General features: G+C 50.1%; 24 protein-coding genes. All 24 read right to left on the reverse strand.

Features of this window, described 5'->3' with window-relative positions:
• Positions 1-102 precede the first annotated feature (102 nt).
• The 24 genes from pssE to wcaA all read right to left on the reverse strand — a co-directional run bounded on the left by pssE (position 103) and on the right by wcaA (position 26,016).
• Positions 103-561, reverse strand: coding sequence for a PssE/Cps14G family polysaccharide biosynthesis glycosyltransferase (gene pssE, locus ACJTMZ_RS04350; RefSeq protein WP_047056189.1), 459 nt, complete (start codon positions 559-561; stop codon positions 103-105).
• A complete protein-coding gene (gene pssD, locus ACJTMZ_RS04355; protein ID WP_229685514.1) occupies positions 558-1,052 on the reverse strand; it encodes a PssD/Cps14F family polysaccharide biosynthesis glycosyltransferase in 495 nt (164 codons plus the stop codon). Before pssD ends, pssE begins: the two co-directional genes overlap by 4 nt.
• Entirely contained in the window at positions 1,039-2,088 is a 1,050-nt protein-coding gene (locus ACJTMZ_RS04360; RefSeq protein ID WP_047056188.1) for a glycosyltransferase family 4 protein, read from the reverse strand. Before ACJTMZ_RS04360 ends, pssD begins: the two co-directional genes overlap by 14 nt.
• A 2-nt stretch (positions 2,089-2,090) precedes the next feature.
• A complete protein-coding gene (locus ACJTMZ_RS04365; protein ID WP_047056186.1) occupies positions 2,091-3,584 on the reverse strand; it encodes a hypothetical protein in 1,494 nt (497 codons plus the stop codon).
• Position 3,585: 1 nt separating this feature from the next.
• A complete protein-coding gene (locus ACJTMZ_RS04370) occupies positions 3,586-4,743 on the reverse strand; it encodes a hypothetical protein (protein WP_126340339.1) in 1,158 nt (385 codons plus the stop codon).
• A gap of 17 nt (positions 4,744-4,760) precedes the next feature.
• On the reverse strand, positions 4,761-5,882 hold the full coding sequence (locus tag ACJTMZ_RS04375) for a WzyE family oligosaccharide polymerase (protein WP_163279418.1): 1,122 nt from the start codon (positions 5,880-5,882) through the stop codon (positions 4,761-4,763).
• Positions 5,883-6,218: 336 nt separating this feature from the next.
• Positions 6,219-7,112 (reverse strand): GalU regulator GalF, encoded by an 894-nt coding sequence (gene galF / locus ACJTMZ_RS04380; RefSeq protein ID WP_047056180.1) that lies wholly within the window; start codon positions 7,110-7,112, stop codon positions 6,219-6,221.
• Between the two features lie 174 nt (positions 7,113-7,286).
• A complete protein-coding gene (wcaM, locus tag ACJTMZ_RS04385; protein WP_032654200.1) occupies positions 7,287-8,678 on the reverse strand; it encodes a colanic acid biosynthesis protein WcaM in 1,392 nt (463 codons plus the stop codon).
• Positions 8,679-8,690: 12 nt separating this feature from the next.
• On the reverse strand, positions 8,691-9,911 hold the full coding sequence (wcaL, locus tag ACJTMZ_RS04390; RefSeq protein WP_017383280.1) for a colanic acid biosynthesis glycosyltransferase WcaL: 1,221 nt from the start codon (positions 9,909-9,911) through the stop codon (positions 8,691-8,693).
• Positions 9,908-11,188 carry a colanic acid biosynthesis pyruvyl transferase WcaK gene (gene wcaK, locus ACJTMZ_RS04395; RefSeq protein WP_047365487.1) on the reverse strand — a complete coding sequence of 427 codons (1,281 nt, stop codon included), beginning with the start codon at positions 11,186-11,188 and terminating at the stop codon, positions 9,908-9,910. The genes wcaL and wcaK overlap by 4 nt, the downstream gene beginning before the upstream one ends.
• A gap of 15 nt (positions 11,189-11,203) precedes the next feature.
• Positions 11,204-12,682 carry a colanic acid undecaprenyl disphosphate flippase WzxC gene (gene wzxC / locus ACJTMZ_RS04400; protein ID WP_047365485.1) on the reverse strand — a complete coding sequence of 493 codons (1,479 nt, stop codon included), beginning with the start codon at positions 12,680-12,682 and terminating at the stop codon, positions 11,204-11,206.
• 1 nt (position 12,683) lies between these two features.
• Complete coding sequence (gene wcaJ / locus ACJTMZ_RS04405) at positions 12,684-14,078, reverse strand: undecaprenyl-phosphate glucose phosphotransferase (RefSeq protein WP_006811236.1); 1,395 nt, start codon at positions 14,076-14,078, stop codon at positions 12,684-12,686.
• Positions 14,079-14,206: 128 nt separating this feature from the next.
• On the reverse strand, positions 14,207-15,577 hold the full coding sequence (gene cpsG / locus ACJTMZ_RS04410; protein ID WP_045338360.1) for a colanic acid biosynthesis phosphomannomutase CpsG: 1,371 nt from the start codon (positions 15,575-15,577) through the stop codon (positions 14,207-14,209).
• Between the two features lie 109 nt (positions 15,578-15,686).
• A complete protein-coding gene (gene cpsB / locus ACJTMZ_RS04415) occupies positions 15,687-17,123 on the reverse strand; it encodes a mannose-1-phosphate guanyltransferase (RefSeq protein ID WP_017693088.1) in 1,437 nt (478 codons plus the stop codon).
• 3 nt (positions 17,124-17,126) lie between these two features.
• Entirely contained in the window at positions 17,127-18,350 is a 1,224-nt protein-coding gene (gene wcaI / locus ACJTMZ_RS04420; RefSeq protein WP_062938696.1) for a colanic acid biosynthesis fucosyltransferase WcaI, read from the reverse strand.
• Positions 18,347-18,826, reverse strand: a complete 480-nt coding sequence (locus ACJTMZ_RS04425) for a GDP-mannose mannosyl hydrolase (RefSeq protein WP_113771607.1) — start codon at positions 18,824-18,826, stop codon at positions 18,347-18,349. Before ACJTMZ_RS04425 ends, wcaI begins: the two co-directional genes overlap by 4 nt.
• 2 nt (positions 18,827-18,828) lie before the next feature.
• The gene (locus ACJTMZ_RS04430) at positions 18,829-19,794 is read right to left on the reverse strand and encodes a GDP-L-fucose synthase (protein ID WP_015572377.1); all 966 of its coding nucleotides are present in this window, start codon (positions 19,792-19,794) and stop codon (positions 18,829-18,831) included.
• A 2-nt stretch (positions 19,795-19,796) separates the two neighbouring features.
• Positions 19,797-20,918, reverse strand: a complete 1,122-nt coding sequence (gmd, locus tag ACJTMZ_RS04435) for a GDP-mannose 4,6-dehydratase (RefSeq protein WP_003863514.1) — start codon at positions 20,916-20,918, stop codon at positions 19,797-19,799.
• 21 nt (positions 20,919-20,939) lie between these two features.
• A complete protein-coding gene (wcaF, locus tag ACJTMZ_RS04440) occupies positions 20,940-21,494 on the reverse strand; it encodes a colanic acid biosynthesis acetyltransferase WcaF (RefSeq protein ID WP_015572376.1) in 555 nt (184 codons plus the stop codon).
• A 16-nt stretch (positions 21,495-21,510) separates the two neighbouring features.
• Positions 21,511-22,257 (reverse strand): colanic acid biosynthesis glycosyltransferase WcaE, encoded by a 747-nt coding sequence (gene wcaE, locus ACJTMZ_RS04445; RefSeq protein ID WP_003863510.1) that lies wholly within the window; start codon positions 22,255-22,257, stop codon positions 21,511-21,513.
• A 16-nt stretch (positions 22,258-22,273) separates the two neighbouring features.
• The gene (wcaD, locus tag ACJTMZ_RS04450) at positions 22,274-23,494 is read right to left on the reverse strand and encodes a colanic acid polymerase WcaD (RefSeq protein ID WP_015572375.1); all 1,221 of its coding nucleotides are present in this window, start codon (positions 23,492-23,494) and stop codon (positions 22,274-22,276) included.
• Positions 23,469-24,686 carry a colanic acid biosynthesis glycosyltransferase WcaC gene (gene wcaC, locus ACJTMZ_RS04455; protein ID WP_045328792.1) on the reverse strand — a complete coding sequence of 406 codons (1,218 nt, stop codon included), beginning with the start codon at positions 24,684-24,686 and terminating at the stop codon, positions 23,469-23,471. The genes wcaD and wcaC overlap by 26 nt, the downstream gene beginning before the upstream one ends.
• Positions 24,683-25,174, reverse strand: coding sequence for a colanic acid biosynthesis acetyltransferase WcaB (gene wcaB / locus ACJTMZ_RS04460; RefSeq protein ID WP_003863505.1), 492 nt, complete (start codon positions 25,172-25,174; stop codon positions 24,683-24,685). The genes wcaC and wcaB overlap by 4 nt, the downstream gene beginning before the upstream one ends.
• Positions 25,174-26,016: a colanic acid biosynthesis glycosyltransferase WcaA gene (gene wcaA, locus ACJTMZ_RS04465; protein ID WP_017383272.1), complete on the reverse strand. Its 843-nt coding sequence runs from the start codon at positions 26,014-26,016 to the stop codon at positions 25,174-25,176. Before wcaA ends, wcaB begins: the two co-directional genes overlap by 1 nt.
• Positions 26,017-26,040: the final 24 nt, after the last annotated feature.

The following is a 26,040-nucleotide window of genomic DNA, read 5'->3' on the forward strand; positions in this document are numbered from 1 at the left end:
CGCGACTATACACGGCTTGTAAGTATAAATATCTTAACTTAGGTTTTATTTTGAGTATATACAAATTTTGGCGTACTATAAAGACCACAATAAACAATATGGTTATGGCAATGAGTTAATATAATCCGCTATTGCTTCATACTTATTGAAAGGGATCTTGTGATATTTATTTGGTACAAAGGTTTCGATCCTCTTCATTAAATCTTCAAAGTTAGTGTAATCCCACCATACTAAAAGATAACCGAGCCTCTCCATATAAGACGCTAGATCAATCTGATGTTTATCTATTCTTTCCAAATTAGGAACAGCTATTATTTTCTTCCGTTGCTCAACCAAGGAATAAATTGTACCAGCTCCGGAATGGGTTATTATTAAATCGGAATTGATATAGTAACTTTGGATATCATCAGTGAAACTAAAGCTTTCACCGCTACGAGGTATATATTTTCCATCAGCCTTCTGGAACGTTACCTCGTAGTCTTTTCGTCCTATAAAGTACTCATCAATACGTTTAATCATTGAATCAAAAGAAGTTGTACCTACAGTTACAAAAACCTTCATAATCTTCCTGAAAAAATAGCTTTAGGGTATAATTCCAACAACGACTCATTTTGAACATAAAATTTTGAAGCCAAATGATACATAATTCTTCCGGAAAATGAGCGTGTTGTAAAGCGTGACCATGTTTCAATATGGATGATTTTAACATTTAGTATTTTCGCTGCAATTGCAGCAGAAATCGCAATACCAGGACCTGTAGTAATAATTGCACGACAGTTAGTTCGGTGAATAATGACGAGAGTCTTAAAAAAAATGTTCAGCGGCCCTAGGTTTTTTAGGACATTAATCCAAGTATATTTGTTTCTGAATTCTTGAGTTATATAATGCTCATTAGACCATGATGGTTTTTTCTTAGAATCAGATAATGTTATTGCATAGTAATTATCAAGTTTATTTAGAAGGTTCGGCGCAAATCTATTCATCTGAGCTTCATGTCCACCTTCGCCAAAAACAAACATCAATACTTGCTTAGTTTTTTTATTGAAAAACACTTTTTAGTACCTCTTTAACATTATCCGCTCCATATTTTTGAATAACAATCTCACTATTTTTTTTATTTATTATATTTAGCTCATCATCCCCAAACAGGGAAAACTTCACAATAGCATCTCTAATCGCATCAGACTCAAAATCATCAATTTGCAAGAAATTTAACCCGTGACTTTTAAATTCATTAAAAGCGGGTATTTTTGTTAATATACAATATACTCCACAAGCCATAGCCTCGAGTGGAACTAAACCAAGGCTTTCACTTTCAGAAGGATAAATTAACAAATCTATTTTTTTAAACCAAGACGCCAGTTCGGCATGAGGCAATGGATTGATGAATTCAACATTTAAATCTTTGCTAATCGCCATCAACTCACTTTTCTGCTCACCTTCTCCTACAATTGACAACTTTAACTTTTTAGTTCCTTTGAGGGCCTTAATTATAAGATCAACATTTTTTGACTGAACCAACCTACCAGCATATCCAATTACAATTTCATCTTTGGATTTAATAACAGTCCCGTCATAATTAAAGCATCTATCTACGCCTCCAGAAGGATAAATGATAATGCTTTTATCGTTGGCATTAAAATTTGCAAGCAAGAATTGTGAATAACTCGGTGAAGGGCATATTATTGTGGAACTTTTTTTAAAAATAGAGTTCGTGAGTTGATTTTTCAATCGATGAAAAAATTTACTCCTCCCTTTTAAGAGCTTAATATCACCGCCATGCACATGGCTAACAATGTTCATTTTCTTGCCGAAAAATGAAGCAATTAAAATTGGTAATGCTGTATGCGAGACATAATGACAATATATGTAGTCGTATTTATTAAAAATTAATTTATATGCAGTTTTGAGATATAGGCTAAGGTAGCTTATAACTTTGGAAAGTTTATTTTTACCTTTACTATCTCTCACGCACAAGTCAATATCATTATCGCTGGCTTTGAGCTCGTTTACTATTCTCTCTACAAATACTCCAAAATCAGGATGTTTTTTTGATGGATACATGTTACTTATCAAAAGAATATTCATTCTTATTCCTTTGTATAATTTTTAAATTTCGGATGGAAATTTGTAATAACTCTTCCGAAAAGATTTAAAAATGGTACTAGCTTTGGATTTGTACTAGGACTGTAGGCACCCTCAGACTTCATATTTCTATAAAAGGCATCTTGGTTTTTCCATACTTCATGGAAAGTCTTATACGTTAAGATATCTGCGGCTTTTTTATTAATAAAGTAATTAAATATATTGCGTGAGGCAAATAGTGGAATGGTTGTTTTAAAGCAAAGATTCATAACTAAAGCTCCACTGGTAATAAAACGAAGCCCTCGTCCATAAATGAATTCATAGTAAGTCACTTTTTGTAAAGGGTCTATGCCATTTATTTTTGAAGTTTTATTATGAAAATCTTCCAACACATAATTAAATTGCTCATCGCTTAATTTCCTGTAACGTTTTCTTAACAAATACTCAGGCTTTAATAATAAAGGTGTTAAAAACGGAAAAAGTTTATAAAACTCACCTAATTTACCTCCAAAAGACATGTAAACACCTCGCTGCAATACATCCCCTAAATAACCATCAAGAGCTATTGTATTTTTCACCGACAAACTGGCAGCATGGCGATAGTTACTGAAAAACTGGGGATTATATGCTCTGACGCTTCCACTAAAAAGCTGGTTACATATTGACTTGTCAGTTTCAGTAACTGAGTTACTTTTAAATCTGAAAGATTCAAATATTATGTTCCGAAATGCAGCCAATTTTTTACCATTCTGTACGTCAGCAGAATTTTCGGGTCCCCATGTATACGCAAATTTAGGGTCTGAAATAGTGAGTATAAATCTAGAATCGAATCCTGCCGATAATGCTATTGATTGTAATTCAGAAGGTGTGGCTGACAAAAGTGCTCTAGCTTCCTGAATCACATCAATATTATCAACTGCATTAATTTCATAACCATAGTTAGACACTTTTATATCAGAGTTTACAATTTCAATAATATCTCCAGGTATAAAACGATACACGTTTTCATAAATTGTATAATTACCGAAAAGATGTCCTTGTGCTAGAAGAATTTCTTCAATACTTTTGTTTTTAGGCTGAGAGAATATTGCTGCACATGGAGAGATATGAAGACTACCGTCAGAGATATTGTAATAATGAGGTGATAGCGAAAACGGATCAGTGAAGACCTTAACATTACCAACATCTTTATCGTAGTATAAACATATAAACATGCCAGAAATTATTTTTTTAGATATAGTTGTAAACTCTTCACCTTCATCAAGACATTTTTGCAACCAATTCAAATTATTACGTTCATATTTGTCATTTACAAACCACCCTGAAATAATTATCTCACTTTTGTTAGAGTTGTTGTGCGGCTCATCTAACCAATCGCTTGAATCATAATATACACAGCCTTCCCCATCAGCCATACTAAATTTGTAGGATGCTTTTGTAGTGCTAATAAAACAATCAAACTCTGCATTTAAGATGCTGTTATACGTTAAAAAGGACATATTAGACCTCCGCCAATACCTTTTTCATTACAAAATATCTTATATAATAAGCAATAAGAACAGTACCACTTAAAATAACAATAGCTATCAAAGGTGGGAACGAAATAAATTTATGCATAATGTAATACATAATGATGAAAATTGTGAACGTGATAGCATTTAACAATAACGATAACTTCTCTTTTCCGACAAGATTTATTAATGTTGATTCAATAATAGAGTATTGTCCAACGGAAATAAATGAAAAAATACATAAGCCAACGATCATAATCTCAATTGTTGATGCGTTTTTAGCAGCAAGATAAACATAGCCCATCATAGCAATGAATCCTAACAACATAATATATATTATTTGTTTTTTGAAACATCTTGATTGATCATAATATTGTTCTTTATTATTTAAAAGTATTAAATGAAGTTCTTTTACTTTCAAATTTAACATAGCTCTTGGAAAGACAGTAATTATCCCGGCAGCTGTTACCATAAGGGAGATGATGGAAGTTATCTCGGCCCCTGATAATGAAAATGCAATCATTGGCAGGAAATACAGAATACCAGAGGAGATGAGGTTTGAGTTACCAATATAAAAAGCGCCCTTGAAGTAATTCAGTTTAGGATTGCTTGAATCCTTGAAGCAGATTAAAACAACCAGCAATGATTGTATGATATACATTATTCCTAAAATAGAAATTAAATCTATTTGGCTCATTACCAAAAAAATTAAAGATGGTAACATAAGTACTAATTCGTTAAATGTACCTATTTTAAAGCTTTTGTTTACGATGATCATATATCTGAGTATTTGGTTCATAATTAAACCAACAGACAAAATAATTAAACCTAGCCAACTTGATGATAAAACATCTTTAAAGAAAAATAAAATAATTATGGCTGAACATATGCTTGTCACGAAACCAATGATTGTAGCTTTTAAGAAGCCCAGCATACCAAACTCAGTATTATTCTTTAAAATTACTGTACCAACACCAACACCACCAATCATTGATATGATTACAGCGATAGAATATACCGAAGAGAAAAGCGCGAAAGTATGTGTAGTTACTACGTGCGATACTATAAAGAACAGTAGCACTCTATTTACACCAGGCAAAACCGTAAAAAGAAGTGACCATAATTTATCGTTTAACATCATCGACACAATCAAATTTAATTTCTTCATCTTCTTGAAATCAACGAACTTATAAATGAATTAAAAAGATACATAATTAACATTATTATCCCGAATTTAATCAAAATATAGCAATATACCTCAAATCCATCTCGCACCCAGAAGAATAGATAGCCAATACTGCTTAATAATAATAATTTTGTATACCTTGTTTTTGAAGATGATATTATTTTATCAAATAAAAAAATAATTAACCCGCTTAAAACACCTCCAATCCAATAGAATGTCTGCCCAAACATAATCAAACAACTTCCTAAGAAGGTAGGTGACATTGTCAAGTTTGTATCTAAGCCTAATATCTCTGCTGTATAAAAATAACCATTGTTATAAACATTGATAGGTTTCCCTTCCCATAAAAACCTAGGAATGATAATTGAAAATTCATTTAAGAAAGTCGTTGCATACTGAATTTCGAAATAGTTCTTCATTAATGCATCGTTTATATTTAAAACCGCATGCATAGGGGAAAAGGATTCAAACGCAAATAAAATAACCTGGATTCCTCCATTCAGGATAAAATCCAATGCTTCAGAAAAGTTATTTACATAGCGATATAACTCTAGGAGCATCAATGTTACAACTCCTAAGGCTAATGCCAAAAACAGTTGTTTCTTATTAATATTTTTATATAAAAGCCCTAGGTAAATCAGAGAAAATACACCTGCCGCAAGTACGTTTCGGGAACCGCCGATTACAATATAGTATACAACACCACATAATGTACTTAAGCATAGACAAAGAAATAGGTTTTTTCTGGTCGGCATATTTATATATGCTAAAATCATTGCTGGTATATATGCGTACATTAATATTATCGATATACCGCCACCTGTATTAGCAGTCAAGCGATCATTATAAGAAAGCCCAAGTGCTATTCCATTTTGTAGGGTATAAATGACAACACCTACCCCATATAAAAAAAGAAGAAGCCGATAACCGGCGTTAAATTTAAGAATACTGATTTGGGGCGGGCCAATTTTGATAATGACGGAGGTAAAGCGATATGTTACAACTGTCATTATTAATAATATGACAGTTTGCCAAAAAGCCTGCCAATCCGATTCATTTAAATTAATATCTAAAAAACCATCCTTGCTTATAAAATACACGAAATGACATATTATAAAAAAAGAAATAAAACAAATATAGTAAATGCTGTAATTGCTATTTTTTGTCTTTAAAAAAATCAAAAAGATAAAAAAAACCAACCCTAGTGTTAACATTTTGAGTACTCAGATTATTGTAACTTAGAAACTATATCAAACTGTTCAATCAAATGAATGACCACAACTGATCGTTTTTTACTCAAGTTTTAAAATGGGACTATAAGTAGTAGGCACGCTACCGCACTGGCTAAGCTACAGCCAGTGCTTCACTATGATAATAATGGCTCTTTACATAGCCATTATCTTAAATAACAATTACATTTCAGCTTTAACAAATAATTAAGAGGAAAGCAACTTCATTACAGTTTCTCTGAACTTCGCCCCTTCCTTCAGGTTACGCAGGCCATAGTTCACAAAGGCCTGCATATACCCCATTTTCTTACCGCAGTCATAGCTATCGCCGGTCATCAGCATCGCATCAACCGACTGCTTCTTCGCCAGCTCAGCAATCGCATCGGTCAGCTGGATACGATCCCAGGCGCCCGGCTCAGTTTTTTCCAGCTCAGCCCAGATATCCGCATTCAGCACATAACGGCCAACTGCCATCAGGTCGGAGTCCAGGGTCTGCGGCTGATCGGGTTTTTCGATAAACTCAACGATACGGCTCACCTGCCCTTCCGTCTCCAGTGGCTCTTTGGTCTGAATAACGGAATACTCGGAGAGATCGCCCTTCATACGTTTCGCCAGCACCTGGCTACGGCCCGTTTCATTGAAACGTGCCACCATTGCCGCCAGGTTGTAACGCAGCGGATCGGCGGAAGCGGTATCAATAATGATGTCCGGCAGAACCACGATGAACGGGTTATCACCCACCACCGGGCGCGCGCAGAGGATTGAGTGGCCCAGACCCAGCGGCTGCGCCTGACGCACGTTCATGATGGTCACGCCAGGAGGACAGATAGACTGAACTTCTGCCAGAAGCTGGCGCTTAACACGCTGCTCAAGCAGCGCCTCGAGTTCATAAGAGGTGTCGAAGTGGTTCTCAACGGCATTCTTCGAAGAGTGCGTCACCAGAACGATTTCTTTGATCCCCGCAGCAACAATCTCGTCGACGATGTACTGAATCATCGGCTTGTCAACGATCGGCAGCATCTCTTTAGGAATGGCCTTTGTGGCGGGCAACATATGCATGCCCAAACCCGCTACCGGTATGACTGCTTTCAAATTAATCATTATTTCTTCCACCTTAAAATGGTTGACGAATTATAGCTTTTAAACCTGTTTTCGCCAGCATGTTTTGCCGTAAATATGAAGTAATCCTAGGTCACCCCACCACAAATTACAGTAGTTGTAATCTGAATAGATCGCGATTCCATACCAGGAATAGTCGCAAAATAGGCTGTAGGATTACCTGTGCGGCAGCGCAAAATTCAACCGTTCCGTATTCACCACGTGTTGATCGACCCGATCAATATCCACCGAACTCTGCCCCTTTTCATTAACCGCTTTTATGTTCGCGAGCGACAACAGCGTCTCGTTTTTGGCCATAAACTTCCCGCGCACGTCTTTGCGCAAGTCGAAGTTCATCTTAAGCGCTGGTCCCGTCGCTGACTCCTGCATCACGTTGATATTACGCAAGAAAAGATGCTGTGGCTTGTTGTGCAGCTCAAGCGTTGCCCGCTGCATGTTGACGTTGGTGATGGCAACAAACGAGGTGGCATTGCCGGAGGAAATCTGTATCCCGCGCAGCTTATAGGCAAGCTGTCGGTTATCCAGGCGAATATCGTTAAGTTTGAAGTTTTGCGGTATCGACAGATAATCGCCCTTGATCACGCCATACCCGATTAACATTCCGGCGCTGTTCACCATATCGATATTATCAATAACGAAATTATCACAGCCATAAATAGCTACCGTCGCGTTATCAATTCCGGCCTTTTTACTGAAGTCGGGAGTAATATTGCTGGCCTTGATATTACGGATCACAAAGTGTTTACCGTTTTCAACATGGACCAACTGCCGACAGTTGCTGCCTGTGATATTTGCCACCACGAAGTTTTTAACGGTCTGCTGTTCCGGATAGTCATTGTCGTACGTGCTGCCAGCCAGCCCAATGCCTATCCCCCAGTTGATCTTGCCGTTTGTGCAGTTGATGTTATCGATCACGTGGTCAGAGATCAGGATATTGCGGTCGTTAATCGCCACGTTCCACTCAATCGCGTCACCCTGCAAATGGCTGAATTTACTGTTGGTTATGCGCGCACCGTCCACCTGATTATGAAAACCCTGGCGCAGAATGGCGTAGTTGGCCTGGCTCACGGCAATGCGATCGATAAGCAGGTTACGCATCACTCTCGGCTTTTTACCGCCGATGTAGATCTGGGTGACGGGGCCGAAGCCGCTCATTGCCAGCCCTTTAATGACACAGTCGGAGCCACGCACGTCCAGCGTAATGTTATGCGTGCGCCCCTCTCCTTCCCCAATGACCTTACAGCCTTCCTGAAGCACAAACCGCCCGCGGCCGTTGCCCTTCAGCGCACCGCGGATCAGCAGGGTTTTGCCATCAGGAATGAAAATGCCGGTATTGATGTTTTCACAGGTTAACCCGGCGGGAACAACAACGGTATCGCCCTCGGTAAATGCCTGCTTAAAGGCGGCGATCCAGTCGTTATTGTTGTAGCGATCGACAGAAACCGTCTTCCCGGTTGCCGCCCGCACAGCGCGGGGCGACAGCAGTGGCATGGCAGCCAGGACGGATAAAGAAGAGACAAATCGGCGTCGGGTAATCTTTTTCAGCATACAACCTCAGCGTTACAGCGTTTGCAGCAGGCTCGCTAACTGGCGATTAATCACCTGCTGATTAAATTCTGCTTCAACTTTTTGCCGCGCATTTTGCAGCACAGGGATCAGCGTCTGCTGATCGATATCACTGAACGCAGCCAGACGATCCGCCAGCGCCAGCGCATTGTTTTCAGGGACCAGCCAGCCGGAGTGTTCAGAGGTGATCAGCTCCGGGATCCCGCTGTGCAGGGTCGAGACCACCGGAATGCCGACCGCCATCGCCTCCATCAGCGCCACGGGAATGCCTTCCATATCGCCGTCAGCGCCGGTTACGGAAGGCAGCAGGAACACATCCGCGTCATCAAGCATGGCTTTCACTTCGTGGCTCGGCTTGAAGCCCGGCATCTCGACCACGTCTTCCAGCTGATACTGTTCAATCAGCGTGCGCAGGCGACGCTCCCACGGCCCGATACCCAGGATGCGGTAGTGGAAGTCCACGCCGCGCGCCTTCAGCTGGCGACAGGCTTCGATGGCTACGTGCAGCCCTTTCTTTTCGGTCAGGCGGGCAACAGAGATAATTTGCAGCGGCTTGCCCGGCACCTTGACCGGTCGCTGAGTGAAACGTTCCATATCCACGCCCATGCGTGAAACGGTGATTTTCTCGCTCGGGCACCCCATGGTTTTCAGGCGTCCGGCCCACAGGTTGCTTATTGGCAGCATCATGTCGCCACGGCGAAACAGCTGCTGATATTCCGGCGTGTAGTGGTTCAGTACTTCCCGGCTGGAGATGTCGATACCGTGGAAAATGGTTGCGATTTTGCCGTCAATCACCCCCAGCTCACGCAGTTTTGCCGCAGTTACGCCCGCCGGGCCAAAGTGGGCGATAAAGACATCGGCCCGGTACGGCTGGGCCGTTTGCCCGCAAATGGCGGAAAGGATCAGGTTGCGGGCCTCCGCCCCATAGCGCGACATATTCAGCGCCCGCCACGTCGAGGCGCGATGAAGGCCGCGCAGCGTCTGGCTGGCGCGATGGCGCAGTTTGTTCATTCGTCCGGTGGGTTCATCCTGCAACCAGCGGGTTTTCGCCTCCAGCCCATACCGGGTATACGCCGCATGGGTGTTTTGCGTATCGCCCTTTTGCAGGGCGATAATCTCCACGTCATACCCCATATCGATAAACGCGGTGATTTGGTTCAGCACAAAGGTTTCAGACGACAGCGGAAATTTCAGTAAGAAGAAACCAACCTTCATTTCCCCTCCCGGACGCGGTCGAGTACGGATTTCACCATGCCAATACCTTTTTCGCGTTCGGCTTTTACCGCCACCGCCAGACGTTCGTTGATCGCAGGCAGCTGACCGAGCGTGTCGCCCACCATCGCACCCAGCGACCCGTCCAGCAGATGACGAATATCGACGGCCATTTCCGGCATACCGAGCTGCTGCATAATGCCCGCAGACTTGTGCTCGTAGTTAATGGCGATGGCTGGCGTGCCGAAGTTCATTGAGATAATGGCCGAGTGCAGACGCGTGCCCACGGTCAGGTCGCAGGTAGAGAGCAGCTTGCCCATCTCAAGGTCGTTCAGCTCGTCCATCACCACGTGATAGCGGGACGGATCGTTCACCAGGTTGCGCAGGTTGAGCGCCACCATACGGTCATCTTTGTTGTAGCTGTCGATACCGGTACAGGTGGAAAGCGCCAGCACCTGGTAACCGCTGTCCAGTACGCGGTTCACCACGTCGGCAAAGGCTTTCTCGTATGCCGCCTGGGTCGTGCCGAGGCGTTTATCGAACGGCGCAAGTTCACGCAGGGTAATGGCGACGGTTTTCTGTTTTGCCGCCACGTCCAGCCAGTGCTGTACCGCGTAGCTGGCCTGGAAACTGTCATCCTGATGATCCACCAGCCAGGCGGTGTCTACACCGTGCTCCACTTTGGTGGTGTCGATTTCGCTGCGCTTCATCATGTCGAGGCTGACCGATTCACGCAGGATCAGCGCGTCGCAGTGGCCGAAGACATAGTTCGCCAGCTGGTTAAACTGCGGATCCTGGAATGGCCCGACGCTGTGGCCGATCATAAACAGCGGTTTTTTCGCCATGAAGGTGCAGAGTGCATGCTCAAACTGCGGCACGCCGTAGAGATCGACGAAGAACGAACCGCCCACCTGAATAATCGCGTCATAGCCGGACAGCAGACGCACAAAATCGGTAAAACCCTGCGCGATGGCGATGTTGCGCAACTTGCCGGTATCGGTCACGCGAGAAAGCAGCACCTGATGCTGGTAGCGGCGACGCAGCACTTTCTTCACGCGCCCCATCACGCCCGCAGCGTTGTTGTGCTGTTTCATCTGACTGTAGAGCGGATCGCCCATCACCGGGCGGTTCAGTAACCAGGATGAGCTGACCGGATAACGGCTCATCACATCCACTTCAGTCTCAGGCTTAAGGGTGTTAATTGCATCCAGTAAACCGCGCAGGATGGCGCTGTCGCCACGGTTGCCGCAGGTATGGTTGCCAAGAATAAGTAATTTCATAATGGCCTCGTAAAATTAGCCTGCGCGAAGCAGCGTTTTCATTTTTTCGTTACGGCAAAACTGGCGCTTCATCTCGACCACCAGCGCATTGCGTGACAGCACAATCATCACGCCGAACGCCAGCGCGCCTGCCGCGACCTGCACCGCAAGCAGCGCCGCCAGCGGCAGATGCCCGTTGAGCACCACGCCCAGGCCGTAGCTCACCGCAAGCGTCGGTAAGGAGAGATAAAACGGCAGCCACAGGCTGAGGATGTACTGACGGTAGCTGGAGCCCAGCACCGGTTTGATCATCACGAAGTAGCTCAGCACGGTATTGACGATTTGCACCAGCAGGAAGCCGAGCGTCACGCCAATGGCGCCCGCCATGTGGCCGCCCACAATAATTGCCGGAATAAACAGGAAGGTTTTAAACACGTTGAACTTGAAGCTGATATCCACGCGCGCCTTAGCCATCAGCAGAGAACCAATCGGGTTCCCCACCGAGCGCAGCAGCCCCACGACGCACAGCAGTTGCAGGATCGGGACGATGCTGTTCCACTTCTCGCCAAACACCAGCGGCACGAAATTGCTGGCGACCACCATCAGCCCCAGCAGGACCGGGAAGTTGATGATCCCCACCACGGAGAGCAGCTTGTAAAAGTTCACGCGCAGCTTTTCGGTATCGTCCTGAATTTTGGCGAACGCCGGGAACAGCACGCGGGTGATGATAGGGTTGAGCTTCATCGGCGGTACAACCGCGACGTTATACGCCAGGTTGTAGCCACCCGCGACGCTCGCGCCCAGAATGCGCGCCAGCACCAGCGTGGAGAGGTTAGTATTCACGTAGTTGATAATGCTGTCTGCCGTCAGCCACGCGCCGAAACGCAGGTTGGATGAAACAGACGCCAGCGAAAAATGCAGCCCCGGGCGATAAATCTTACGGCCAAAGAAGCCGAACAGCAGCGTGCGCACGGCAGAGTTAACCAGGTAGCCGAGGATGGCGGTCATCGCCAGCGGCCAGAAATGGGCGCTGACCACGGTGAAGGTAAAGCCCGCCAGCACGGCGCTGGTTTCAATCACGCCGATTTTGTTGAACTCCAGCTCTTTCTGCATCAGCGCGCGGAACTGCTGCCCGTGCGGGATCACCACGAAAGCGAACGACAGGGTGCGCATCAGCGGCGCCAGGTCCGGGTTATGCAGCACGCCGGCAATCACATCGCTCAGCAGGAACACCAGCACAAAGACGAAGATACCCAGCCCGACGTTCAGCCAGTAGAGGGTGGTCAGCTCCAGATGGCTGATCTCCTTGCGCTGGATAATGGAGTTGGCGATACCAAAGTCCGACAGCGTATCGGCCAGGGCGATAATCACCAGCGAGACGGTCAGCAGACCAAACTGGTGGTTATCGATAATGCGCGCCAGCACCGTCATCTGCACCAGGCCGAGGCCAATGATGACTATGGTGGCCATGGCTGACCATTTCGCGCCGCTGATGGTTTTTTCTCGTAAGCTCATCTTAGTACGCCGCTTTGTTCACGAAGCCTTTGAAAATGGTCAGAAAAACAATCTTGATATCGAACCAGAGGCTCCACTCGCGGATGTACTCCAGATCGAACTCGATACGTTTTTCCATTTTTTCCAGCGTGTCGGTCTCGCCGCGCCAGCCGTTGATCTGCGCCCAGCCGGTGATGCCTGGCTTCACCTTATGGCGCAGCATGTAGCCTTCAATCAGGGTGCGGTACTGCTCGTTATGGGCCACGGCGTGAGGACGAGGCCCGACGATGGACATCCCGCCGGTGAACACGTTGATGAACTGCGGCAGCTCATCGAGCGAGGTACGGCGCAGGAAGTTGCCCACGCGGGTGACGCGCGGATCGTTCTGCGTCGCCTGGGTCACCACCTTGTCGTTCTCCATCACCTTCATGGAGCGGAATTTCCACACCATGATCGGCTTACCGTCCATGCCGTAGCGGGTCTGACGGAAGATGATCGGCCCCGGCGAGCTGAGCTTCACCGCCAGCGCAATGCAGCACAGCACCGGGGAGATGAGCAGCAGGATCAGGGACGAAAGGACGATATCTTCCACGCGCTTCAGCACGCGGTTAATCCCCGACAGCGGCGTGTCGTACAGTGGAACAACCGGTACCCCGTTCACCTCTTCAATACGGGAGTGGAGAATATTGAAGGTGAAGACATCCGGGATGAGGATCACCGAGCAGGTGGTATCCGCCAGCTCGCGCATCAGTTTCTTGATGCGGGATTCATCTTTCATCTGCATGGCGATGTAGACGTTATGAATTTTGCCGGCTTTCGCATCGTCAATAAGCTGTTCGTAGTTACCTGCCCAGTCGGACGGCACACCGCCGGGCTTCGCGTCGTGATAAATCCCGACCACTTCAAAACCTAACCACGGCTCTTTGCGGAAGCTGTCGAGCAGCACCTGCCCCACCGGCAGGTCGCCCGCCACGGCAACGAAGCGACGGTTATACCCGCGGTTGCGCAGCCAGCCCGCGCCAAAGCGGATCAGCGAGCGGCAGACCACCATGCCAATGCTGGTTAACAGATACCAGCAGAGATAGGTCACAAGACGGTTATCAAAATCATGGCTGAACGCCACCAGCCCTGCGCTGAAAACCAGGCTTAAGGTCCAGTTCTGGAGCAGCAGCATCAGTTCGGTGGTCATTTTGACGCCGCGCCATGAACGATAGAAATCGGTCATGCCGCCGATCATCTGAAACACCACCAGCGCAATCAACGCCATCAGCAAGTGCATGTATAAGAACGACTGCCCGCTGACCCAACACACCGCCCACAGTCCGCCGACCATGATGGTGATATCAGAAAAACGCTGCACCATAGAGATTAACGATGCATTCGTTCTCGCTCGTTCGCGCTTTTTTAGATTTGTCATCGTTGTTCCTTTAGTTCTAAACCTTACCCCTCGCCCCTCACCCCGGCCCTCTCCCCAAAGGGGAGAGGGTGTTCAAGTTCCCTCTCCCCTTTGGGGAGAGGGTTAGGGTGAGGGGTAAGGTTTTCTTTTTACTGATTCAACAGCGCCAGAATGTCCTTCGTTCGGGCTTCCATCAGCGCGGTATCGGCGCGGGACTCCACGTTCAGGCGCACCACCGGCTCGGTGTTGGAGGAGCGCAGGTTGAAGCGCCACTGCGGGAACGCCATGCTGATACCGTCGGTACGGTCAATCTCCAGCGCATGAATGGCAAAGTGGTGTTCTACGCGGGCAATGGCCTCAGCGGGCTGTGCCAGTTTGCTGTTGATCTCCCCGCTCGCCGGGAACGCCGCCATGCGGTCGCGCACCAGTTCACCCAGGCTCTGCCCTTTCAGGCACAGCAGCTCAGTCACCAGCAGCCACGGGATCATCCCGCTGTCGCAGTAGGCAAAATCACGGAAATAGTGGTGGGCGCTCATCTCGCCGCCGTAGATGGCGTCTTCCTCACGCATACGCTCTTTGATAAACGCGTGGCCGGTTTTGGACATCACCGGCTCGCCGCCCGCGGCCTTCACCACGTCGACGGTGTTCCAGGAAAGACGCGGATCGTGAATGATTTTCGCCCCCGGGTTTTTCTCGAGGAACGCTTCCGCCAGCAGGCCAACGATGTAGTAGCCTTCGATAAACTGCCCTTTTTCATCGAACAGGAAGCAGCGGTCGAAATCGCCGTCAAAGGCGATACCCATATCGGCGCCGTGCTCAATCACCGCGTTGCGGGTGTCGTCGCGGCACTCCGGCAGCAGCGGGTTAGGAATACCGTTCGGGAAGTTGCCGTCTGGCGTGTTGTGCACTTTGACGAAGGTCACCGGCACGTTCAGCGCCTTAAAGCGGGCTTCAAGTGCATCGACAACCGGGCCTGCCGCGCCGTTGCCGGAGTTAATCACCAGCTTCAGCGGTTTGAGGTTCGCCACGTTGATGTAGCCCAGCAGGTGGTCGATGTACTCTTTTTGCAGGTTAATCTGCTTATAGCTGCCGCGTGTGGCTTCATTCACCGGCGGGAAGTCGTTGGCCTCGGCCAGACGCTGCACGTCACGCAGGCCGGTGTCACCGCTGATAGGACGCGCGCCCTTGCGCACCAGCTTCATGCCGTTGTAGTCCATCGGGTTATGGCTGGCCGTCACTTCGATACCGCCGTCCACGCCCAGGTGGAAGGTGGCAAAATAGATCTCTTCGGTACCGGAAAGGCCAATGTCCAGCACATCGACGCCCGCGTCCTGTAGCCCTTTCGCCAGCGCCAGCTTCAGGGATTTGCTGGTCAGACGCACGTCGCCGCCCAGCACGATAGTTTGTGGTTTCAGGTATTCGCCGTACGCGCGGCCGATGCGCCACGCAATGTCTTCGTTCAGCTCTTCGCCCAGCTTGCCGCGAATATCGTACGCTTTAAAACAGGTTAATTTTTCCATGATGACCCCTTTTTCAGGCAACAGTTGGCCCTGACCATGTAATGGCCAAATTTATTTTTGTCATTCGTAGGCCCGGAAAGCGCAGCGCCACCGGGCATGATGCGGAGTGCTACACGCGCCCGTAGCGATCCTGGAAGCGGATGATGTCGTCCTCTTCCAGATAGGAGCCGGAACGCACCTCAATTAAGTCGAGCGGAATTTTCCCCGGGTTTTCCAGACAGTGCGTGGCGCCCAGCGGAATATAAATGGACTCGTTTTCACCGAGCAGCTTCACTTCACCGTCGATGGTCACTTTGGCGGTCCCCGCCACCACCACCCAGTGTTCGGCGCGGTGATGGTGCATCTGCACCGACAGCCCTTCTCCCGGCTTCACGGTGATGCGTTTCACCTGGTAACGCTCGCCGGCGTCGATGGAGTCATATTTGCCCCACGGGCGGTAGACTTCGCGGTGAATATGGTGTTCGTGGCGGCCATCGGCCTTGATCTGCTCCACCACTTTTTTAACGTCCTGCACGGCATTACGGTCGGCAATCAGCACCGCGTCTTTGGTCTGCACGACCACCAGATCCTTCACCCCTACCGTGGTGACGAGGCCAGATTCGGCGTAGACGTAGCTGTTTTCCGTTTTGTGGCTGATCACATCCCCGTGATGGACGTTACCCTCCGGGGTATGCGCGCTGATCTCCCACAGTGACGACCAGGAGCCGACGTCGCTCCAGCCCGCATCCATCGGTACCACTACCGCATCTGCCGTACGTTCCATTACCGCATAGTCAATGGACTCTTCCGGACAGGCGAGGAAGGCTTCTTCGTCCACGCGGATAAAATCGAGATCCGGATCCACCACCGCCATCGCTTTTTCGCAGGCGCGCAAGATATCCGGGCGATATTTTTCCAGCTCTTCCAGGTAGCGACCGGCGCGGAACAGGAACATACCGCTGTTCCAGTAGTATTCCCCGCTGGCCACGTACGCCTGCGCGGTTTCCAGATTCGGTTTTTCGACAAACTGCGCCACGTCAAAGGCCACGCTGTCGCCTTCACCAGGCGTAACGCTGCCGCGGCGAATGTAGCCATAGCCGGTTTCCGGGAGATCCGGCACGATGCCGAAGGTCACCAGCTTGCCGTTCTCAGCGTAAGGAATCGCGGCGCGTACCGCGTCGCGGAAGGCCTCTTCCTGCTGGATGACGTGGTCAGCCGCCAGCACCAGCATCAGCGGGTCGCAGTCCGGGCTGCTGCGTTTTGCCGCCAGCGCCGCAAGGGCAATGGCAGGCGCCGTGTTGCGTCCGGCAGGCTCCAGAATGATATTTTCGGTCAGTTTGTTCAGCTGGCGCAGCTGCTCGGCAACGATAAAGCGGTGCTGTTCGTTACAGATCACCACCGGGCTTTCACACTCCACGCCGTGCAGACGGTTAACCGTCGTTTGCAGCATGGTGAGGTCGCCTTTCAGGCACAGAAATTGTTTTGGATAAAGCACGCGGGACAGTGGCCACAACCGGCTCCCGGATCCACCCGCCATTACGACCGGATACAAAGTGGTTTGACTCATGATTTATCCCCGTATATCTGCAATAAATTGGCTCAGCACGTTCTCTTTCTCGAGCGTGCGTTCGGCATATTCACGTGCCACCGTGTTCTCTTTTGGCATGGCGAGTGCCTGCTCAATTCCGGTCACCAGCGCAGGAACCGATTCCGGCTCCACGCAAACGGCAATGCCCGGGTAGCTGTTGCACAGCTGGCCTAATTCTGTTGCGGCTTCTGCCGTAATCACCGCGTTTCCGCCCACTGCCAGAATGTTGGTCAGCTTGGACGGCAGCACCGCATCCGCCGCGCCGCGTTTTTGCACCACCAGATGGCAATCCGCCATTTTCAGCAGCGCGGGCAGCGCGTCATAAGACTGAAGCGGGAAGAAGCGGATGTTGGTCAGTCCGCGCTCGCTGGCCATTTTTTCCAGCCGCGCTTTACCGCCGCCCTGCCCGACAATCACGAACATCCACGGGTGTTCGCTCAGCTGAAGCGCGGCGTCAATCACGCTCTCCAGCCCCTGTTTTTCGCCGATGTTGCCTGAGTAAAGAATGATTTTTTGCTCAGCAGGCAACCCGAGCTGCGCGCGTAACGCCTGCGCATCCTCGTCTGTCACATCGCGGAAGCGCGCCACTTCGGACCAGTTCGGAAAGAAGATCACTTTTTCCGCCGGGACGCCCTTCTCCTGCGCCTTGTTCATCATCGAGCGCGAAATGGTCGAGACGTAATCCACGTTGTGCAGGCCGCTGCGCTCAAAGGCGCTGGCGAGCTTCGCCACCTTGCCGCCCTTGCCTTTCCCGGCCATCCCCAGCCCGAGCATGGCGTCCACTTCATAATCCTGAATGTGCAGCAGGGTGCGCGCGCCGGAGAGTTTGCCCAGCAGGCGCATGCCTGGCGTGCAGAACAGCGTCGGCACCACGCCGATGATGCGATCCGGCTTCCAGCGACGCTGCGCCATCAGCGGGAAGAAACTGCTCAGGGCAAAGCTGCCCAGATGAATTAAACGTTTCAGCGTCGAGGGCTGTTTCGGCACGTAGAGCGGGCAGCGCCAGACGGTCGCGGCGCCTTCTTCGCGGCGGTAGCGCCAGCTGGAATAGCGTTCGCCTACCTTCCACTCCGGGTAATACGGCGGGGCAGTAATCACCCGCACGTCATGTCCCTGGCTCGCCATCCACTCGACCATCTCGCCGGTGTATTTCCCGATACCGGTAAGCTCCGGCGAGTAGTTAATTCCGTAGACGAGGATTTTCATAGACCTGGCACCTCGGCCTGACGTTCCGCAAGGAAGTACGCCCGACTGTTGTCATGGACGTTGTCGCTTGCCAGCAGCACCTCTGGCGTTAACCAGCGGTAATCGTCATGCTGAGAATCAGGCAGACGCAGGTCTGCCTCACTCACCTTCAGGCGGAACCCCAGCACGATGTAGTGCGTGGTGAACCCGGTGCCTGAAAAGTTATCGTCATAGAAGTGCTGCCAGACCCCGTAAAACTGGCCCGCTGCCATCGGCAGTTGCAGGCCCAGTTCCGCCAGAGTGAGACGCTCAAACGCATCGGTAAGCGTCTCATCCTTCTGCACGCGCCCGCCGGGCACGAACCAGAAGCCCTGTGCAGGACGATTGGTTCGTTTCCCCAGCAAGAACTCGCCGCGTTCGTTCTCCACGATCAAATCAATTGAGATCAGCGGAGTGGAACGCACTACCGTGGCAAAATCTTCCTGACTTAAAAACATCATTACCCCCGGAAGCGGTGCTGGTTTTCCAGGAACCACTGGTAGGTGCTGGCCAGCCCCTGCTCCAGTGAGACCTCGTGATACCAGCCCAGCTGATGCAGACGGGTCACGTCCAGCAGCTTGCGCGGCGTGCCGTCCGGTTTGGTGGCGTCAAACACCACGCGTCCTTTGTAGCCCACCACCTGCGCGATGGTCTGCGCCAGCTCGCGAATGGTGCAGTCCACGCCGGTCCCGACGTTAATGTGCGACAGCATCGGCTCGGTGTTTTCCTGCCACACCTCGCGATCCAGCTCCATGACGTGAATGCTGGCCGCCGCCATGTCGTCCACGTGCAGGAACTCACGCATTGGCGTACCGCTGCCCCACACCACCACGTCCGGGGCGTTTTCGGCAGTCGCCTCGTGGAAACGACGCAGCAGCGCCGGGATCACGTGCGAATTGCTCGGGTGGAAGTTGTCGTGCGGTCCGTACAGGTTGGTCGGCATCACCGAGCGATAGTCGCGGTTATACTGACGGTTGTAGGATTCACACAGCTTGATCCCGGCAATTTTGGCAATCGCATACGGCTCGTTGGTGGCTTCAAGCGTGCCCTGCAACAGTTCGCTCTCGGCGATCGGCTGCTTCGCCATTTTCGGGTAGATACAGGATGAGCCGAGGAACAGCAGCTTATTCACGTTGTGCAGATGCGCCGCGTGAATGATGTTGCTCTCAATCATCATGTTCTCGTAGATGAAATCCGCCGGGTAGGTGTTGTTAGCGACAATGCCGCCCACCTTCGCCGCCGCCAGATACACCTGGTCGATACGTTCGCTGGCGAAGAAATCCTGCACCGCTTTGCTGTCAAGCAGGTTCAGCTCGTCGCGGGTACGAACAATCACCTCAACGTCGCCGCGCTGTTCCAGCTGGCGAACAATCGCGGAACCCACCATTCCGCGATGACCGGCGACAAAAATACGTTGTTTTGTCATTCTCAGGACTCCAGCGCGATGGCAACCTCGTAGCCATGAGACTTGAGCAGGGAGTGTTTTTTCGCTGCTTCAAGATCTTTGGCCACCATCTCGGATACCATTTCTTGCAGGGTGGTTTCTGGTTTCCAGCCCAGCTTCTCGTGCGCTTTGGTTGGGTCGCCCAGCAGGGTTTCCACTTCAGCAGGACGGAAGTAACGCGGATCAACCTGGACAATCACGTCGCCTGGCTTCACGCCCGGTGCGTCGTGGCCGGTCACGGAAACAACGATACCCTTCTCTTCCACGCCGGTGCCCTCGAAGCGCAGCTTGATGCCCAGCTGTGCCGCAGCCATCTCAACGAACTGACGCACGGAGTACTGCACGCCGGTCGCGATCACGAAGTCTTCTGGCTGTTCCTGCTGCAACATCATCCACTGCATTTTCACGTAGTCTTTCGCATGGCCCCAGTCACGCAGGGAATCCATGTTGCCGAGGTGCAGGCAAGACTCCAGGCCCTGAGCGATGTTGGCGATCGCGCGGGTGATTTTGCGGGTCACGAAGGTTTCGCCGCGACGCGGAGATTCGTGGTTGAACAGAATGCCGTTACAGGCGTACATGCCGTAGGATTCACGGTAGTTCACGGTGATCCAGTAAGCGTACAGTTTCGCCACAGCGTACGGAGAACGTGGGTAGAACGGCGTGGTCTCTTTCTGCGGAATTTCCTGCACCAGACCGTACAGCTCAGAGGTAGATGCCTGGTAGAAGCGGGTTTTCTTCTCAAGACCAAGGAAGCGAATCGCTTCCAGCAGACGCAGCGTACCCATCGCATCCACGTCAGCGGTGTACTCCGGGGACTCGAAGGAAACCGCAACGTGGCTCATTGCCCCCAGGTTGTACACTTCATCCGGCTGTACTTCTTGCAGGATGCGGGTCAGGTTGGAGGTATCGGTCAGGTCGCCGTAGTGCAGATGGAATTTCGGGTTTGCCGCATGCGGATCCTGGTAAATGTGATCGACACGCTCGGTGTTGAATGAAGAGGCACGACGCTTAATACCGTGAACTTCATACCCTTTTTCCAGCAGCAATTCTGCCAGGTAAGAACCATCTTGTCCGGTAACGCCGGTGATGAGAGCGACTTTAGACATGTTTATATTCCTCTGTACTTATCAAAGTTTTTCAGTTTCAACGCGTTCGCGTATCACCACTGCGGGGTTGCCACGGCAAATTTTATTTGCCGGAAGCGATTTAAAAACGCTGCTGCGGGCACCGACTACCGTGCCATCGCCAACAGAAACACCGGGTGCAACAAAGACATCTGTTGCCAGCCAGCATTTTTCACCAATCACAACAGGCGAAGCGGTAATATCAAAATGCGGGCTCATAAAATCGTGGCTGCCGGTGCACAAATAACACTTCTGTGAAACCACCGAATTTGCGCCAATCGTAATCTCGCCAAGGGTATATAACACCGCGTCATCCCCAACCCAGGCGTAATCCCCAAGCGTTAATTTCCAGGGATAAGTAATTTTCACCGAAGGTCGAATGACTACGTTTTTTCCTATTTTTGCGCCAAACAGACGCAGTAAAAATGCGCGCCAGCGGTACAGTATTTGCGGCGACCAGGCAAATAACGTTGCCTGTACAGCCCACCACAGTTGAACTTTAATACCGCTCCCGCCCCGAAAACCTTTCGGCACGGAGAATCCATTTAATTCCTGCATTACGTTTCCTTATATCTCAGGCTTTGTTATATAAGGCTTTCGCTTTACCCGTCGTTTTCAGACGTAAGAAATAAGATAATTCCGCCCAGAACCCTGGCACGCGTAATATTTTACGCTGCACGTTTTTGGCATCCTGGCACAGTTCCAGATTATTCGAGGTTGACACGCCACCCATTGAAAATTCAGATACCAGTCCTTTAATTCGACGGAACGGGTAGCCAGATTTGTACAGGCTGGCCGCCAGGGCATAATCTGATGACACTTTATAGCGCAAATCGTAAGGCTGTTTTTTCAGGCCGCTCATTGGGAAGAAAATAGCCTGATGGCTGGCCGGCAGGCTGTGGTAGATATACCAGCCTGGTTTCGCGCCGCGCAGCACTTTTTTCCCCTCGCCGAAATCAAGCAGCGCATCACCAATAAACATGGCATCTTCTTTCTGGCGCGCCAGCTGACGGGCAAACAGCGCCACATCTTCATGGAACACATCGCCGGAATTGAGGAAGATGGCGTAACGCCCCTGCGCCATGTTGATGCCTTTATTCATGGCATCGTAAATGCCTTTATCTTTCTCGCTGATGTAACGTAAGTTGAACTCACCGTTGAGTTTTTCCAGGAACTCCGCCGTGCCGTCGTTCGAGCCGCCATCGACCACGATCCACTCAAAGGTGAGGCTCGGATCGCGCGCCAGGTTGCGCAGCGAGCGCCAGGTTTTTACCACCCCTTCGTAGTTACGAAAGGCGACAGTAATGACGCTAAGAAACATAAATCACCTCATTTCGTCATACGCTCGTAATATTCAGCGCTTTGCGCAAAATAAACGGACATACAATTAAGAATGCATATTCCGGGCTAAATATTGACCCGGTAAAAAACAACGACACCGGTGTGAACAGATAAAGTTGCACGCGAAAGTTCTGGTTATCACCAAACGCGTTAATCATCATTTTGAAAACTTTAAACAGATACCACAGTGTCAACAGTACGGCGAACCAGGAAAAATAGATAATTAACAGATACAGACCATTGTCTATGGTTTTACCGACATCCGCACCGTTAAAGATTCCGAATGATGCAACATATTCGTAAAGTGAGCCGAATCTTACTACGCCATCAATATGGGTTAAGGAATAACCCACCATCACCAGTGGACCAATGATGCGATAATAGGACGACGAACCTTCCGTTCCCAAATCACCCAGACGTTCAGAAATGTACGGAAACGCAAATATTACGCCCACTAAAAATACCGTCAGAGAGATTATCGCCAGCGGCAGTTTTTTCTTAATCGCCTCTTTGTTCAGGTACTGGAACGCCCACTCCAGCAGGTAAAACAGAATAAACGTCATTACCCCGGAGAACGACCCTGACAGAACGATTCCTGCAAGAATCATAGCATCGGTCTTGGGGGTTTTGATACCGAACTGTTTGATGCTGAGCCAAATTGAGATTAATGCCAGAGCAAAAAACGCCGGTTCAAAATAGAGCGCGGTTGTACGCTTGCCACCAAACTTAATGAAGTTCAGTACATAGCTGTTACTGTATATAAGATATTTCGAAATTATTTCCATCAGGCTACTGCCGCCTGTGAGAATAATTTGCGCCATCTCCATTGCCGCAAGCACAACAATCAGCCCGACGACAATATAAAAGAACCTGAGGATTTTCCTATAATTGTGCGGAGAAATAGTTTTAAAGCGAATACTCCACACCATGCCAATAATGATAACGATATAAACAAACAGCATGGTGGAGGTGACATATTTGCTGGCGTCCAGCGACTGACCAAAGATGTAGTTAAACGCCGTCAGACCAAATCCGATGCCCAGTGAAATCATCAGCTTTTTGAGGTTAAGCTTGTCAACGTAAAGCAACAGCAGAACCGGCAGGAAGGTGACGATAGTGATCGGGAAGCTTTCACCGAGCTGGGCAATCTTAACGTTGACCAGCAGGTAGATCAGCGGCAGCAGCAGATAACTACAGATTCTGATAGAACGAGACATACTCCTCCAGCATCTGTTGTCCACTGTACGCTTTGCGGCTACGGTTGCGGAACGATTCCAGGTCCGTGCCAAAAACAGCCTGCGCGATATCGGCCTTCGACAACTGCACCAGCGGCAGCACCTCATTTTCACTGAAGGTTTTACCGCCGGATTTCTCCAGCACTTCCCGCGCGGCGTCGCTGTGGGTGGCAATCACCGGTACGCCGATGGAGAGCGCTTCGCACAGGATCAGCGGGTAGTTGTCCACGCGGGAGCTGAACACCAGCGCGTCCATACCGTTCAGCGCGCTCATCAGTTTGCGCTTGTCGGTTTCAAACCCGTGGTTCACCACGTTAGCGCCTTCAAACGGCGAGAATTTGCCAAAGGTATGCAGTTCAATTTTGTCGCCGAGCGCCATCATGTCGCGCACCAGCTGCTGGTTGGTTTTGCCGTCGTAGCGCAGGTCATGGGCGACGACCGCAATTTTCGGCTTACCGGGGGTAACGGCTACGGGCGTCAGTTCGGCCAGGATCGCTTCCGTTGCCACATCAATACCGTTGTTGATGATCTGGCAGCGCCCGGCTCCGTACAGGCTATTAAAAGCGTCCGCCACGTGCTGGCTTGGGGAGATAAAGGTGCAGCCGAGCGAGAGCATATCGCGGAACAGCTGACGCTTACCCTCAACCAGCTGATGCGCGCGATCGACCTTCACCGGCGGGTAGTTGCTGAGCGTAGGGCATTTCTGGCAGTTATCTTTCCAGCCTTCGCAGCCGTCGGTAAAGGCGCAACGTCCGGTCACGCTCCAGTGGTCGTGCAGCGTCCAGACAAATCGGGTATCCGGCTTGTGCGCCTTCACCTTGCCACAAAACGCCACTACCTCTTCCAGATTCAGCCAGTAGCTGTGCAGCACGTGGAAGTGCAGCACAACCGGGCCGCGAGTGCGGGTGACGGTGCGGTAGAGATTATTCAGGTTGCCGAACAGGTCGCGGTTAAACAGGCGGAACAGCGCAATATTGGCGATGGAGGTCAGACGTGGCGTCTGCTTCAGCACCTGCGGATAGTTATCATGGCTGACGCTTTTCTTGCCGCCTTTACCGTAACCGTAAACAAAGCGCGACTGGAGTCCTTTTTGCAGCGCGCGCTGGTGCAGATCCAGCGCTACGCCTGCCGCCCCGCCCTCTGCGAGGCGTACGTTAAATTGCAGAATGTTCATTTAATCACCTTCACGCGGGCTTTCTCGCCCACCACCAGCGCGTTGTCCGGAATGCTGTCCAGCACCACGCTGCCTGCGCCAATCGTCACGTTATTGCCCACGGTAATGTCCCCGATCATCACCACGTTGGCGCCCAGCTCGACGTTATTGCCAATCACCGGGCAGGCCAGGCTGTCTGGCCCGCGGTTGCCGATTGTCACCCCGTGGCGAATGGTGAAATCATCACCCGCGACGACGAACTTGTTGATGACCACCGCATAGCCGTGATGAATGGTAAAGCGGCGGCCAATGGTGGCAGCGGCCTGAATTTCATAGCCAAAAAAGCATTCGGTGATGATGCGGTACAGCACCAGCACCGGCGCGGCCCAGATATTGTTCAGCACATTTTTTTTGCGCCACACCGAGCAAAAGTGCGCAATACGGTAGGCCAGAACCATGCAGCACGGGCGCAGGCTCCAGCTGTTAGCGCGGCAATCTTCCAGAAACATTATTTCCCCCGAAGCCCGTCAGCCAGACGCTTGCCGTTACGTACCGACAGCAGCGTCAGCAGCGTGCGCCAGTTCATGCGCTTATTACGGATCTGATACAGGGTGAAGAGCTGATACTTCCGGCTGGCACGGTCAAACTTGTCCTTGTGCTTGCGGTAAAAATGGAAGTAGCCCGAGAATTTCTTCGGCGACGAGGTGATTTGCATCTCCCCGTGATTGATGTGCAGGATCTGCGTGGCCTCTTCCACCTTCCACGGCTCGCCGTACTCCACCACCATCCGCAGGAAAATGTCGTAATCCTGCGCGGCCTTCAGCTCGGTATCGAACAGGCACTCCTTAAAGCGCCATGCCCAGGTAAACACCTGATTGCCGATAATGTTGCGCTTGTAGAACAGGCGGCGGGAATACGGTGATTTCGGATACAGCGGCAGGCTGGCCGGCTGCGAATAGACCTCGCCCTGGCAAACATAGTCATTGGCATACAGAAACGCGTGGGTCACCAGCTGCGCTTTGTGCGACAGGAAGATTGACAGACGGTTTGGCGTCCATTCGTCATCGTCGTCGATACCGGTCAGATACTGCCCTTTCGCCTGCATAATCGCCTGGTTGCGCACCGCACACGCCCCGGAGTTGATGGCGTTGTGGGTGTACACCACGCGCGGGTCGTTCAGGTCTTCAACAAACTTTTGCAGTTGTTCGTAAGAGGAGGAACAGTCATCCACGATAATCAGTTCCCAGTTATCGTAATCCTGACGCAGGACCGATTTAATCGCGCGGATCGCCAGCTGCTGACGATTCCATGTCGGCATATAGATAGAAATCAAAGGGCGTTGTGTGGTCATGGTCTTCCCCTTATCCCTCACCCC

This window comes from Enterobacter sp. DN (assembly GCF_046054285.1).
Lineage (GTDB): Bacteria > Pseudomonadota > Gammaproteobacteria > Enterobacterales > Enterobacteriaceae > Enterobacter > Enterobacter hormaechei_C.

Bases quoted from the DNA above. Each gene is read 5' to 3' on its own strand.
- ACJTMZ_RS04360 (WP_047056188.1), bottom strand. From the start codon at position 2,088: ATGAATATTCTTTTGATAAGTAACATGTATCCATCAAAAAAACATCCT.
- wcaB (WP_003863505.1), bottom strand. From the start codon at position 25,174: ATGTTTCTGGAAGATTGCCGCGCTAACAGCTGGAGCCTGCGCCCGTGC.
- wcaM (WP_032654200.1), bottom strand. From the start codon at position 8,678: ATGCTGAAAAAGATTACCCGACGCCGATTTGTCTCTTCTTTATCCGTC.
- wzxC (WP_047365485.1), bottom strand. From the start codon at position 12,682: ATGAGCTTACGAGAAAAAACCATCAGCGGCGCGAAATGGTCAGCCATG.
- galF (WP_047056180.1), bottom strand. From the start codon at position 7,112: ATGATTAATTTGAAAGCAGTCATACCGGTAGCGGGTTTGGGCATGCAT.
- cpsB (WP_017693088.1), bottom strand. From the start codon at position 17,123: ATGAGTCAAACCACTTTGTATCCGGTCGTAATGGCGGGTGGATCCGGG.
- wcaD (WP_015572375.1), bottom strand. From the start codon at position 23,494: ATGTCTCGTTCTATCAGAATCTGTAGTTATCTGCTGCTGCCGCTGATC.
- wcaI (WP_062938696.1), bottom strand. From the start codon at position 18,350: ATGAAAATCCTCGTCTACGGAATTAACTACTCGCCGGAGCTTACCGGT.
- wcaJ (WP_006811236.1), bottom strand. From the start codon at position 14,078: ATGACAAATCTAAAAAAGCGCGAACGAGCGAGAACGAATGCATCGTTA.
- wcaC (WP_045328792.1), bottom strand. From the start codon at position 24,686: ATGAACATTCTGCAATTTAACGTACGCCTCGCAGAGGGCGGGGCGGCA.
- wcaE (WP_003863510.1), bottom strand. From the start codon at position 22,257: ATGTTTCTTAGCGTCATTACTGTCGCCTTTCGTAACTACGAAGGGGTG.
- ACJTMZ_RS04425 (WP_113771607.1), bottom strand. From the start codon at position 18,826: ATGTTTTTAAGTCAGGAAGATTTTGCCACGGTAGTGCGTTCCACTCCG.
- ACJTMZ_RS04365 (WP_047056186.1), bottom strand. From the start codon at position 3,584: ATGTCCTTTTTAACGTATAACAGCATCTTAAATGCAGAGTTTGATTGT.
- pssE (WP_047056189.1), bottom strand. From the start codon at position 561: ATGAAGGTTTTTGTAACTGTAGGTACAACTTCTTTTGATTCAATGATT.
- wcaA (WP_017383272.1), bottom strand. From the start codon at position 26,016: ATGACCACACAACGCCCTTTGATTTCTATCTATATGCCGACATGGAAT.
- wcaF (WP_015572376.1), bottom strand. From the start codon at position 21,494: ATGCAGGAATTAAATGGATTCTCCGTGCCGAAAGGTTTTCGGGGCGGG.
- cpsG (WP_045338360.1), bottom strand. From the start codon at position 15,577: ATGGAAAAATTAACCTGTTTTAAAGCGTACGATATTCGCGGCAAGCTG.
- wcaL (WP_017383280.1), bottom strand. From the start codon at position 9,911: ATGAAGGTTGGTTTCTTCTTACTGAAATTTCCGCTGTCGTCTGAAACC.
- gmd (WP_003863514.1), bottom strand. From the start codon at position 20,918: ATGTCTAAAGTCGCTCTCATCACCGGCGTTACCGGACAAGATGGTTCT.
- ACJTMZ_RS04430 (WP_015572377.1), bottom strand. From the start codon at position 19,794: ATGACAAAACAACGTATTTTTGTCGCCGGTCATCGCGGAATGGTGGGT.
- wcaK (WP_047365487.1), bottom strand. From the start codon at position 11,188: ATGAAATTACTTATTCTTGGCAACCATACCTGCGGCAACCGTGGCGAC.